This is a genomic window from Companilactobacillus jidongensis (assembly GCF_003946575.1).
GTDB classification, from domain to species: Bacteria; Bacillota; Bacilli; order Lactobacillales; family Lactobacillaceae; genus Companilactobacillus; species Companilactobacillus jidongensis.
Genome location: NZ_RHOP01000013.1, coordinates 36,874 through 48,221, shown reverse-complemented (window position 1 = coordinate 48,221; position 11,348 = coordinate 36,874). Strand labels below are relative to the sequence as shown.

At 37.2% G+C, this 11,348-nt stretch carries 13 protein-coding genes; 8 read left to right on the top strand and 5 right to left on the bottom strand.

The window, feature by feature from the left end:
* Nucleotides 1-11: 11 nt before the first annotated feature.
* From EKM68_RS09110 to EKM68_RS09095, 4 genes are all read left to right on the top strand, one after another.
* Nucleotides 12-713 carry an SDR family oxidoreductase gene (locus EKM68_RS09110; protein WP_125589979.1) on the top strand — a complete coding sequence of 234 codons (702 nt, stop codon included), beginning with the start codon at nucleotides 12-14 and terminating at the stop codon, nucleotides 711-713.
* A 46-nt stretch (nucleotides 714-759) separates the two neighbouring features.
* Nucleotides 760-1,197, top strand: coding sequence for a MerR family transcriptional regulator (locus EKM68_RS09105; RefSeq protein ID WP_125589977.1), 438 nt, complete (start codon nucleotides 760-762; stop codon nucleotides 1,195-1,197).
* Between the two features lie 144 nt (nucleotides 1,198-1,341).
* A complete protein-coding gene (locus EKM68_RS09100; protein WP_125589975.1) occupies nucleotides 1,342-1,758 on the top strand; it encodes a cupin domain-containing protein in 417 nt (138 codons plus the stop codon).
* Between the two features lie 14 nt (nucleotides 1,759-1,772).
* On the top strand, nucleotides 1,773-2,516 hold the full coding sequence (locus EKM68_RS09095; RefSeq protein ID WP_125589973.1) for an SDR family oxidoreductase: 744 nt from the start codon (nucleotides 1,773-1,775) through the stop codon (nucleotides 2,514-2,516).
* 29 nt (nucleotides 2,517-2,545) lie between these two features.
* On the opposite strand, the gene EKM68_RS09090 is transcribed toward EKM68_RS09095, so the two are convergent.
* Nucleotides 2,546-3,454, bottom strand: a complete 909-nt coding sequence (locus tag EKM68_RS09090) for a DMT family transporter (protein ID WP_125589971.1) — start codon at nucleotides 3,452-3,454, stop codon at nucleotides 2,546-2,548.
* Between the two features lie 103 nt (nucleotides 3,455-3,557).
* On the opposite strand from EKM68_RS09090, the gene EKM68_RS09085 reads away from it, so the two are divergent.
* Both EKM68_RS09085 and EKM68_RS09080 read left to right on the top strand, forming a co-directional pair.
* Nucleotides 3,558-4,454: an ABC transporter ATP-binding protein gene (locus tag EKM68_RS09085; protein WP_125589969.1), complete on the top strand. Its 897-nt coding sequence runs from the start codon at nucleotides 3,558-3,560 to the stop codon at nucleotides 4,452-4,454.
* Nucleotides 4,447-5,667, top strand: a complete 1,221-nt coding sequence (locus EKM68_RS09080; protein ID WP_125589967.1) for an ABC transporter permease — start codon at nucleotides 4,447-4,449, stop codon at nucleotides 5,665-5,667. Before EKM68_RS09085 ends, EKM68_RS09080 begins: the two co-directional genes overlap by 8 nt.
* 40 nt (nucleotides 5,668-5,707) lie before the next feature.
* On the opposite strand, the gene EKM68_RS09075 is transcribed toward EKM68_RS09080, so the two are convergent.
* Nucleotides 5,708-6,427, bottom strand: coding sequence for an MIP/aquaporin family protein (locus tag EKM68_RS09075; RefSeq protein ID WP_125589965.1), 720 nt, complete (start codon nucleotides 6,425-6,427; stop codon nucleotides 5,708-5,710).
* Nucleotides 6,428-6,663: 236 nt separating this feature from the next.
* Here EKM68_RS09075 and EKM68_RS09070 point away from each other — a divergent pair, with 236 nt between their 5' ends.
* Together EKM68_RS09070 and EKM68_RS09065 are read left to right on the top strand one after the other, a co-directional pair.
* Entirely contained in the window at nucleotides 6,664-7,608 is a 945-nt protein-coding gene (locus EKM68_RS09070; RefSeq protein WP_125589962.1) for a D-2-hydroxyacid dehydrogenase, read from the top strand.
* 296 nt (nucleotides 7,609-7,904) lie between these two features.
* Complete coding sequence (locus tag EKM68_RS09065) at nucleotides 7,905-8,411, top strand: VanZ family protein (RefSeq protein WP_125589960.1); 507 nt, start codon at nucleotides 7,905-7,907, stop codon at nucleotides 8,409-8,411.
* Between the two features lie 59 nt (nucleotides 8,412-8,470).
* On the opposite strand, the gene EKM68_RS09060 is transcribed toward EKM68_RS09065, so the two are convergent.
* From EKM68_RS09060 to EKM68_RS09050, 3 genes are read right to left on the bottom strand one after another with little or no spacing between them, the layout of a single operon-like run.
* Nucleotides 8,471-9,718 (bottom strand): glutamate-5-semialdehyde dehydrogenase, encoded by a 1,248-nt coding sequence (locus EKM68_RS09060; RefSeq protein ID WP_125589958.1) that lies wholly within the window; start codon nucleotides 9,716-9,718, stop codon nucleotides 8,471-8,473.
* A gap of 11 nt (nucleotides 9,719-9,729) precedes the next feature.
* A complete protein-coding gene (proB, locus tag EKM68_RS09055; protein ID WP_125589956.1) occupies nucleotides 9,730-10,536 on the bottom strand; it encodes a glutamate 5-kinase in 807 nt (268 codons plus the stop codon).
* 53 nt (nucleotides 10,537-10,589) lie between these two features.
* Nucleotides 10,590-11,213 carry a histidine phosphatase family protein gene (locus EKM68_RS09050; protein WP_125589954.1) on the bottom strand — a complete coding sequence of 208 codons (624 nt, stop codon included), beginning with the start codon at nucleotides 11,211-11,213 and terminating at the stop codon, nucleotides 10,590-10,592.
* Between the last annotated feature and the right edge of the window lie 135 nt (nucleotides 11,214-11,348).

Below are 11,348 nucleotides of genomic sequence, written 5' to 3'. Positions count from 1 at the left end.
GGGAGAATATTATGAATTTAAACGATAAAAATATTTTGATTGTTGGTGGAACATCAGGATTTGGAAAGCAAGTAGCAATTGATGCTGATAACTTAGGAGCCGATGTGACTGTCATTGGTCACGACGTAAAAAGATTGCTTAATTTTACTAAAGAGACGGGTATTGCTGGTAGTGCATTGAATGCACAAGATTTAGATGAATTGACTATTTTCTTTGCGAATAATAAATATGATCATATTATCTCGACTTTGGGTGGAGCTATGGGCGGAGGTTTCTTAGACAGTTCGATGAAACTGATCCGTAAGACGGTCGAAGATAAATTTTTTGTCAATTTGCAACTTGCTCGGATAGCTGCCAATCACATTAATGATGGAGGTTCAATTATTCTGACATCTGGTTCGGGTGGCCATCCTTATGATGCATCCGGTGCTATTATTGGTAATCAAGCCATCAATACATTAGTGGCGGGTCTTGGTGTGGAATTAGCCCCACACATCAGGGCCAATGCAGTGTCACCGACTTGGACGCCTACTGGTTTATGGCGTGATATGTCTGTTACGGATATTAAAAAGCAAGAGGATGATTTTGCTAAAAATATTCCGTTGAAGCGGATATCCAAAATTGAAGAAGTCGCAAGTGCTTATATTTATTTGATGCAAAATGATTTTGTAACAGGACAAGTTCTCAGAGTAGACGGTGGAGTTGATTTATAATTTGTGTTAAACTTAAAGCCAACTTTAATACAAAGAGGTTCTAATTATGGATACTAAAACAACTGAGAAACAATATCGAATCGGTGACTTCGCTGAAGTTACTGGATTAAGTAGTCCAACACTTAGATATTACGAAAAAGAAGGACTGATCAAACCACATCGGACCGAAAACGGACTACGTTATTATACTGAGCAAGATGCCAGTTGGATCAAGTTCTTGCTTCACTTAAAGAGTACAGGGATGACTATTGAACAACTTAAACAGTATGTAAAATGGCGTGCCGAAGGTGATTCGACAATAGATCAAAGAATTGCCCTGCTACAAGAAGTCCATGATGATTTTGAAAAACAGTTTGCGGAGTTACAACACAGCTGGACTATCTTGAATGACAAATTAGATTGGTACAAGGGTAAAGCTAATGGTCATATCGAAGATAGTGAAGATTTTGCATCGTATTTGAGACGACTGAATCATGAAGAATAAAAAGTATCCTCAACTATTTTTTTAGTAGAGGATATTTTTTTGATTTTTTTTAAATTGTTGCTTGACTTAAAGTTAACTTTAAGGAGTTTAATAGTCCTTGTAATCAATTAGCAAGAGATCGAATAAGAAAAGGAAGTATATAAAATGGCAAAATTTGAAGAATTGAAAAACGAAGGCGTATTTCCAGTTGGTGATAAAAACGATGCTTATGCGAAATATTTTGTTGGTCAAAGTTACTTACAAAATTTAGTACCAACGGATGACAATATTGATGTAAATGTTGGTAATGTAACTTTTGAACCGGGATGTCGTAATGATTGGCACATTCATCATAATGGATTTCAAATCATCTTAGTTACAGGTGGTGAAGGCTGGTACCAGGAAGCCGGCAAACCTGCTCAATTATTGAAGAAGGGCGATGTCGTCGCAGTTCATGACGGTGTTAAGCATTGGCATGGTGCAACTAAGGACAGCTGGTTCAGCCACGTTGCTATTACAAAAGGTACTTCAGAATGGTTAGAAAAAGTTAGTGATACAGAATACGATAAGTTAGGTAAATAAAAGGAGATATTTTAATGTCAGTAAAAAATAAAGTAGTCGTAATTACAGGAGCATCATCAGGAATTGGTGAAGCTACAGCTAAGCTTCTTGCAAGTAATGGTGCCAAGGTTGTTCTAGGCGCTCGTCGTGAAGAGAAACTAGCTAAGATCGTGAAGGATATTGAAGCAGACGGTGGAACCGCATCATATAAAGTTACTGATGTCCGTGATCCTCAAGAAGTTAAGGATTTAGTACAAATAGCTAATGACAAATACGGAGCATTGGATGTGATCTTCAACAATGCTGGTATTATGCCAACATCACCAATCAGTGCTTTGCACACAGATGAATGGAACGACATGATCGACATCAACTTAAAGGGTGTCTTAAACGGTGTTGCAGCAGTAATGCCAGAATTCACTAAGCAAAAACATGGTCAAATCGTTACAACTTCTTCAGTTGCCGGGATCAAGAGTTTTCCAGGAGCTGGTGTCTACGGTGCAACCAAGTTTGCCGTTAGAAACTTGATGGAAGTTATCCGTACTGAGAGTGCTCAAGAAGGAACAAACATCAGAACGGCAACACTATATCCAGCTGCTATCAATACTGAATTGTTACATACAATTACTGATCAAGATGCTAAGAAGGGTATGGATGCATTGTACGAGCAAGTAGGTATCACACCAATTTCTATTGCACGTGTTGTTAACTTCGCTATCGACCAACCTGAAGAAGTTAATGTTAATGAATTTACTATTTATCCTACAAAACAAGCTTAAAAAAAACTTCCAAGAAATTGGAAGTTTTTTTATACTCTGCGTCGACCGATAAATAGCTTCGGTGGTAGGGCTTGTAAGAATGTGATGCCAAGTATCAATAGAGCACCAGCAATTTCAGCAGGTCCAATATGTGTACTTAATAATGTAACAGACAATATCGTGGCTGTTAGCGGCTCGAACGCGCTTAACATGCCAGTCGTAGTGGCTGATAAGTAATTTAAACTTTGCAGATAGAACAAATAAGAGAACATTGTTCCACCGATGATAATAAAAATAATCAATAGCCAGGCTTTAACAGTTAGTTGTGGAATCTGTGTCAAGTGTGCCACAGGTGTAAATACGATTCCTCCCAAGAGCATCGACCAGCCTGTAACTATGCGGGCATCAAAGTTCTTCAGTAGCTCACGTGGCAACAAGGTGTAAGATGCCTGACTTAGACCGGATCCGACACCCCACATAACTGCCAGAGGCGATAGTGCTAATGTATTCCAATGACCGTGTGTTACCAATAAGAATGTTCCAAGAAGTGCCAGAACAATGGATATCATATCAATTCTTCGCGGCATTTTAAGATTGCGTAATGATAGATACAAGATAATAAATAATGGACCTAAAAATTGTAGAACGGTTGCAGTTGGCGCATTACCATATTTAATTGCCATAAAATAGGTATACTGTGCTGGCAACATCCCCAGTAAGCCAAAACATAATAATTGAAAAATGTATCGCGGCTTTTTTAGTATGGTAAATAATTCTTTTGGCAGGGCAACTCCACACCAAATAAGCAACAATATTCCAGCTAGAATAAGTCGCAAACCAACTAGCCATTGAGTCGGAATTTTTTCAAAACTAAATAAGTACTGTGCTATACTCCCGGAAAATCCCCATAATACCGGACCAGCAATTGCATAGAATAAACCTTTTTGTTGATCTGTCATAAGTACTTCACTCCTAATCATCAACTCATATGCTATCACATTATTATTATTAAAAATGCATGTACGGTATACTTAAAACATTAAATTATAGGAGGAATGAGAAATGCTTAATGTGCAACATGTCAGTAAGAGTTTTGGTTCGTTAAAAGCATTAGATGATATCAATTTTACGATACCGAACGGTCATATCCTGGGATTAATTGGACAAAACGGTGCTGGTAAATCTACGACATTTCACAGTATTCTTAATTTTTTGCAATACGATGGGGAAATTACTTGGCAAGATAAGCCGATTACGGAGTCAGTGTTCGATCAAATAGGTTATTTACCTGAAGAAAGAAGTTTGATGCCTAAATTAACAGTTGAACAGCAGATTGTTTACTTGGCCAGATTGAAGAACAAACCGGCTAAAGAAATTCGTCCGCAGATCGATTCATGGTTAGAGAAGTTTGCAGTTAAAGGAACAAAAAAAGATAAAATAAAATCTCTATCAAAAGGTAATCAACAAAAAATCCAATTGATCTGTACATTGATTCATGAGCCTAAACTAATAATTTTGGATGAACCCTTCAGTGGGCTTGATCCGGTAAATTCAGATTTATTGAAGCAAGCAATCATCACTTCCAGAGATAATGGAGCTTCAATCATTTTTTCTAGTCATGATATGGAAAATGTCGAAGAAGTTTGCGACAGTTTGGTTATGCTGAAGAATGGTCGAATCGTTCTTGATGGAACTGTCGGAGATGTGCGTGATACTTTCGGCAAAACTAGATTATTTGTCACTACCGATTGGACGACCGATCGATTATCAGAGTTGCCACATGTTGTTTCAGTTACGCAACGTGAGAAGAACCGTTATCTATTAGATTTGGATGATGAAAATGCCGGTAAAAATATATTTAACGCCCTAACAAACGGTCAATACATTGAAGAATTCAGCCAACAGCCACCGACACTGAATGAAATTTTCAGAATGAAAGCCGGTGACCGCAATGAATAAACTTTGGATTGTAACTTTTGAAACTTTTTTAAGACAAGTTAAGTCGTGGGGCTTTGTAGCCCTAATATTGGGACCGTTTGTTATTTTTGGTATCAGTATTGGTGCTGGATACATGAGTGCAAGTGGCGCTGACAATCGTGATAATATTGCTGTATTTGGTCAAAGTGAATTGAGACAAGCCTTTGTTAAACAAAATAAGGATGATATTGATACTAGTGTCAAATCAATTAAGTCAGCTGAAAAAAAGATAAAGCATAATAATCTTGCTGGATATTTGGTTTTGAAGACAGATAATAATAAAATTTCAGCAGTTTATCATGGTTCCGATTCAATGAGTAATAGTTTAAAAAGTAAATTGACTATTTTTACTACTACGGTTCAGCAGCGACTGAATTATACGAGCGCACAGTTATCAGCAACTCAGGTTAAGTCTCTGCAGCAGCAACCGGAATTCAAAGAAGTAATTACGAAGAAGACGGGTACTGATAACTTAGCCAAGATGATTTCATTCTGGATTATGGTTATTTTGGTATACACGATTCTCATTACCTATAGTTCGATTACTGCGCAAGAGATTGCTTCTGAAAAAGGCACAAAGATCATGGAAGTTATTTTTTCCAGTACAACTGCGACTAAGTATTTTATTGGAAAAGTTCTCGGAGTAATGATGGTCATCGTTACTCAAATTTTGATTTATTTGATTGGTGGTTGGGGGATGTTTGCATTTGCCCAACACTCTGAATTAACCAAAGATGCGATTAGTCAGAATAAGGAGCTGATCAGCTCAGTACTTCATAATTTGTTAAGTATTAATTTGGTTTATTTATTGCTAGGTGTGGTTATTTATACAATTCTAGCCGCACTCTGTGGAGCATTGGTTGCTAAGTCAGAGGACGCATCTAAGGCAGTTCAACCAGTTATGATGTTAAATATGTTAGCTTTCTTTATCACTTTTCCATTCCATAATAATATGGATTCTTTAGTTGTAAAAATTCTGTCTTACGTTCCATTTTTCTCCTCATATTTTATGCCAATGCGTGTGATTATTAATGAAGCTACGCCAATAGAAATGGCAATATCATTAATAATCCTAATTGCTACGATAATTTTGATGGCTTACTACATTGGAAAGATATATCAAGGACTAATGTTACAAACGGATGATTCAAGTTTTTGGAAGAGATTAAAACGAGGAATTGCTTATAACAAATAAAAAATACCTCTCGAAATTTTTCGAGAGGTATTTTTGGTAGTTAGAATATCAATGAATACAATTGAACTGCTAGGATACCACCGCAGATTGGAGCAACGACTGGAACCCAGGCATATTTCCACTGACAAGATCCCTTGTGTGGAAATGGTAACATGGCATGAAGTAAACGTGGGCCAAGGTCACGAGCGGGATTAAGCGCAGGACCAGTGGGACCACCGAAGGAAATGACCAGACACATAACCAAGAATCCAAGACCAATGAAATCAGCTCGTGGATCGATATGATCTGAAGTAAGTGATACGGCACCAAAAACTAGAATAAAAGTACCAATAAATTCGTTAATAAATCCGTTTAAACGGCTATTCTCCGCATCAATTGTTGAAAAAGTACCTAAGATAGATTCAACATTTTCTGTCTTATTGTAGTAAGGTTTGTAAGCTGCTACGACAAGAATCTGACCGAAGATTGCACCTAACATTTGGGCTAAGATATATGGACCAACTTCTGCCCATGGAAATTCGTTGTTGACGGCCAAGGCAAGTGTCATGGCTGGATTTATCTGTCCACCTGAAACAGGTCCGAACATCATGGCTGGAACCATAACACCAATACCGTAACCGAAACCAATCAAAATCCACCCACCGTGGAATCCTTTAGTACCTTTCAATTCAACGTTGGCAACTGAACCATTACCGAGAGCTACCATGATTGCGGTTCCGATGAATTCCGCAATACAGCGCGTTAATAACGTATAGTGCATCATTTATACCCCTAATAAAAATTTTTATTTTATAAATATGATTTAGACAATAAAAAAGTGCTCCAAAAAGATGGAGCAACTATTTAACATATTTGTTTGAATAAATCAAATTTTACGAACAACATTTATAAGTGTACCATATAATTTCTTTTTCATAAGATATTAATTAGAAAACTGGATAGTTTTGTAATAGATGATTATAATTGAAGATAAATTTTAAATAAGAGGTAGTGGATATGAAAGTTCTTAGCTTGGTAAATTTGACAGATCACCAGAGAGAAAGAATCGAGAAAATCCCTAGTGTTGATTTAACAGTAACCGCACCAGAGAATGTTACAGCAGCTGATCTAAAAGATGTTGAAGTCTTGTACAATTGGTCCAATTCTTTGAAGGATGATATTTTGAAGAGTTCGAGTTTGAACTGGATTCAAGTAGTTCGTGCCGGAGTGGAGTCATTGCCACTTCGTGAATTATCTGAAAAGGGAATTACTTTGACCAATGGTTCAGGTGCTAATGCAATTAATATTGCGGAACAAACATTGGCTTATATGTTGATGTTAATGAGAAATATGAATTTGTCAGTCCTACATCAAGCAAAGAAAGAATGGAAGCACGATGAACCCTATAATGAGGTTTATGGTAAAACCGTTATGATTGTTGGAGTTGGTCACGTTGGTAGTCTAATTGCTCAATATGCAAAGGCGTTGGGAATGAGAACAGTTGGTGTGCGTCGATCTGATCAAGCAGATGTTAATATTGATGAAATGATTTCAATGTCTGACTTCAAAGCTGGCGTTAAACATGCTAACTTTGTCATCAATGCACTACCTGATACTGAAGATACAAATAGTATTTTCAATGCTGAATTATTTGAACAAATGTCCAAAAAGGCGTTCTATATCAATATCGGACGTGGTAAGACGACTAATATGGATGATCTAGTCGATGCTTTGCAAGAAAAGAAAATTGCTGGAGCAGCGCTTGATGTTACAACGCCAGAGCCATTGAACGAAGACAGCCCGCTGTGGGATATGAAGAATGTTATTATTACACCACATAATGCCGGAATGAGTGTTCATTATGCTGATCGTGCTTTTGATATTTTCAAACGTAATCTGAAGTCATACGTTGAAAATGGCGAAGTTGTTGAGAATGTTGTTGACTTTGATGAAGGCTATTAGCAGAGTGTGTCCAAAGATTGGTGCACTCGTTTCAGAAACACAAATTAAAATTATAAACCAAGAGTATCGTCAAAAAATTGATGATACTCTTTTTTTCTTCACAACTATCATAAAAAATTCGTATTCTTTTAAGTTGAATTAAATAATCAAACGGTAAGATAGAGCCATCAAATCAATAAAGTATAGACGTGACACATACGGTTTTAAGATTTTTAGCTGGAGTCACCGGCAATCGAAAGCAATTAAACTAATAAAATACAAAAATATAAAAACAAAACTTAAAAGGAGTGATTTTAATGCGTTGGATGCCATTATTCGTAATTTTGATTCTGTCGTTTTTAAGTGGGATCTACATTCTCAACAATATCAAAGAATTTAATCGAAGAAGAATCTCATTAGTCAGCTTGATGTATATAACTTTTTTAGGAATGATCTTATTTACGCCGATGTCATTTGATGGCACAGGAGTTTATATTATGCCTGCTGGCGTTGGCAGCGTGAATCTATATCATATTTATTATGATTTAGGATTTATTGAAAACATTGTTTTGACGATACCCTTAGGATTCTTGATCAAAAAAGGCTTTTCTCAAGTATCGTTATCATCGATGATTCCAGTTGGACTTATGACTGGTGCTGTCATTGAAACGACACAGTATTATTTATCACATGCATTCTTGATCAATCGTACCAGCGATATCAGCGACGTGGTCGCTAATGGAATTGGGATTTTTGTTGGAGCAATATTATTATTGGTCTATCAATATACTTACGAAAGACAATTATTGGATAATCGAATCTAAAAAAGAGTTCTATGACAAATTTCGTTTTTGTCGTAGAACTTTTTTATTATGAATATATTTCACTCTCTAATCTGTCCATCACCTTGAACTAAATACTTAGTTGTGGTTAATTCATTGGCACCCATGGGGCCTCTGGCGTGGAGTTTTTGAGTACTGATGCCAATCTCAGCACCGAAGCCGAATTCGTTACCATCAGTGAAACGGGTGGATGCGTTGGCGTATACCACTGCGGCATCGATTTGTTTCATGAATTGACGACTAGCAGCATAGTTCTCAGTAATGATCGATTCGCTATGCTTAGTGTTGTATTTGTTGATGTGTTTGATAGCTGTATCGATATCATCGACGATCTTTATAGCGATAATGTAATCATTATATTCAGTATACCAATCGTCCTCAGTAGCGGGAATAATGTCAGAAATAATCTTTACGGCACGTTCATCACCACGAACTTGAACATTATTATTTTTCAAAGCTTGATACAATTTTGGTAGAAATTTTTCAGCAATATCTTTATGCAAGATAACTTTTTCAGCGGCATTACAGACAGAAGGACGTTGAACTTTGGCATTAATAATAATTGGCAAGGCTTTGTCCAAGTCAGCGTCTTTATCTACATAAATATGGCAGTTACCAGCGCCGGTTTCAATGATGGGAACCTTGGCCTTATTTACGACCATTTTAATGAACTTACCAGATCCTCGAGGAATCAAAACATCGATGTAGTCAGTTAATTGCATCATTTCATTGGCAATTTCATGGCTAGTGTCAGAAACTAGTTGGACGGCATCTTCAGTTATACCAATTTCTTTCAAAGCACTACGCAAAGTGTTAGCCAAAATAATATTTGAATTGATAGCTTCTTTACCACCACGTAAGATAACTGCATTACCAGCTTTGAAACATAGTCCGGCTGCATCAACAGTAACATTAGGACGAGCCTCGTAAATCATGCCGATAACGCCAAGGGGAACACGTTCTTGAACGATATCTAATCCAGCAGTTGTTGTCCAACCACGATCGATTCGACCAATAGGGTCAGGCAAGGCAACGACTTGTTTTAATCCGTCAGCCATACCCGTGATCCGGTCTTCATCAAGCATCAGACGATCAATCATAGCCTTAGCAATATCATTTTTCTTGGCGTTTTCAATATCCTTTTTATTTTCAATAATAATATTTTTTGTGTTAGCGATTAAAGAATCCGCCATTTTTAACAGTGCATTATTTTTTTCGTTGGTTCCAAGTTGTCCCAAATCAAATGAGGCACTTTGAGCTTTTTTACCCATTTCAATCAAATCGATCATGATCATACCTCCTAAATTTTTGTGAACAATGTCCCAACCGTATCACCAGATAGAATATTAAAAATAATATCGGGATCTTTACCATTTGCGAGTACCATCTGCTGATTGTGCTTCAAAATCCTTTCGGCAGCTTTTAATTTGGTCGTCATACCACCAGTACCAAACTTCGTACCATGACCGCCAGCGGCCGCAATGATACCTGAATCGATGATTTTAACTCGATCGATCAATTTAGCATCAGGAACTTTTAGTGGATTAGCTGTATAGAAGCCGTCAATATCAGATAGCATGATCAATAGGTCAGCATCAACTAAGTTAGTTACGATGGCCGATAATTGGTCGTTATCACCGAATTTAGTTAGGTGATCCAATTCAGAAACAGTGATAGCGTCGTTTTCATTAACGATTGGAATAGCATTAGGCATTCCGAGCAAGGCTTGAAAATTGTTCATAACGTTAGTATGACTTTCAGGATAGTCGATTACGTCCTTAGTAATCAACATTTGTGCTGCACACATGTCGTATTTGTGGAGTGCTTCATTGTATATTTGAATCAATTCTGCTTGTCCAATAGCAGCAACAGCTTGTTGTTGAGAGATTTTTACTGGACGGCTGTCTAAGTGGAGAACGCCCATTCCGACACCAATAGCACCGGATGAAACTAAGATGACATCTTTACCGTCTTTTTTTAGGGTACTCATAACGTGAGCTAGTTTATCGATTACTGCCAAGCGTACCTTACTATTTTGATGGATCAAAGTACTGGTCCCAACCTTGATCACAATTCTGTTTGATATTAAGTTTCTTTTATTTTGCATGATTTGCTCCTGATTTTGAGTAGAAAGTGGAGAAAGCCAGCTTCTTCCACTTTCTAGAACTTAAACTCTCGATTATAGTATTCCAAATACATTTCCTGTGTTCTCGCCAATGTTACGATCTTTGTAACACTAGCGTTGTTCGGCTCGGGAAGGGTCATCGGATTTTGCGGTTCAATTACGCCAAGAGCGGCGGCTTTAGTTGTAAATCCATGTGTGACGACGATGTATTTTTTATCAGGTGTATTGAGCGTTTTTTCTAATAAAAAGGACTTAACACGTGCAACTACTTGAGGGAATGTCTCTCCTTTAGTAGCGACTTCAATATAATCCGGCAGAACGTCCTGAAGGTATTTGTCGAAGTAACGTGGATATTTCTCACGTAATTCAGAATTTCTTTGTCCATCCCACTCGCCATATGAAATTTCGAGTAGACGTTCGTCAGTGGACATCGGCAAATTATAGCCTTCATTTAATATTTGAGCAGACTCAATGGTTCTATTAAGAGGGCTGTGGATCAATTCGTCAGCGAAGCTAAGATTAAAAACCTCATGTAATTTTTTAATCTGACTTTTGCCTGTTTCATTTAGATTACTTATTTCTGTGTTTATAGTACCTTGTTTGATACCCTCAGCGTTTGCTTCTGTTTGTCCGTGTCTGATGAAATAAAATTCTGTCATTTTTTTCTCCTTCTAATTGACTTTCCCCAGTTAAATTGTTAAAGTGTCTTTAAGTTTATTGGAGGCATTTTAATTATGATTAAACAATTACATTTTAGCTTAATAAGCTCCTCCTTGTCTACACGGTTATCCATG

What these genes read in the sequence shown, in the direction of transcription:
- EKM68_RS09110 (WP_125589979.1), top strand. Translation starts at nt 12, where the DNA reads ATGAATTTAAACGATAAAAATATTTTGATTGTTGGTGGAACATCAGGA.
- EKM68_RS09105 (WP_125589977.1), top strand. Translation starts at nt 760, where the DNA reads ATGGATACTAAAACAACTGAGAAACAATATCGAATCGGTGACTTCGCT.
- EKM68_RS09100 (WP_125589975.1), top strand. Translation starts at nt 1,342, where the DNA reads ATGGCAAAATTTGAAGAATTGAAAAACGAAGGCGTATTTCCAGTTGGT.
- EKM68_RS09095 (WP_125589973.1), top strand. Translation starts at nt 1,773, where the DNA reads ATGTCAGTAAAAAATAAAGTAGTCGTAATTACAGGAGCATCATCAGGA.
- EKM68_RS09090 (WP_125589971.1), bottom strand. Translation starts at nt 3,454, where the DNA reads ATGACAGATCAACAAAAAGGTTTATTCTATGCAATTGCTGGTCCGGTA.
- EKM68_RS09085 (WP_125589969.1), top strand. Translation starts at nt 3,558, where the DNA reads ATGCTTAATGTGCAACATGTCAGTAAGAGTTTTGGTTCGTTAAAAGCA.
- EKM68_RS09080 (WP_125589967.1), top strand. Translation starts at nt 4,447, where the DNA reads ATGAATAAACTTTGGATTGTAACTTTTGAAACTTTTTTAAGACAAGTT.
- EKM68_RS09075 (WP_125589965.1), bottom strand. Translation starts at nt 6,427, where the DNA reads ATGCACTATACGTTATTAACGCGCTGTATTGCGGAATTCATCGGAACC.
- EKM68_RS09070 (WP_125589962.1), top strand. Translation starts at nt 6,664, where the DNA reads ATGAAAGTTCTTAGCTTGGTAAATTTGACAGATCACCAGAGAGAAAGA.
- EKM68_RS09065 (WP_125589960.1), top strand. Translation starts at nt 7,905, where the DNA reads ATGCGTTGGATGCCATTATTCGTAATTTTGATTCTGTCGTTTTTAAGT.
- EKM68_RS09060 (WP_125589958.1), bottom strand. Translation starts at nt 9,718, where the DNA reads ATGATCGATTTGATTGAAATGGGTAAAAAAGCTCAAAGTGCCTCATTT.
- proB (WP_125589956.1), bottom strand. Translation starts at nt 10,536, where the DNA reads ATGCAAAATAAAAGAAACTTAATATCAAACAGAATTGTGATCAAGGTT.
- EKM68_RS09050 (WP_125589954.1), bottom strand. Translation starts at nt 11,213, where the DNA reads ATGACAGAATTTTATTTCATCAGACACGGACAAACAGAAGCAAACGCT.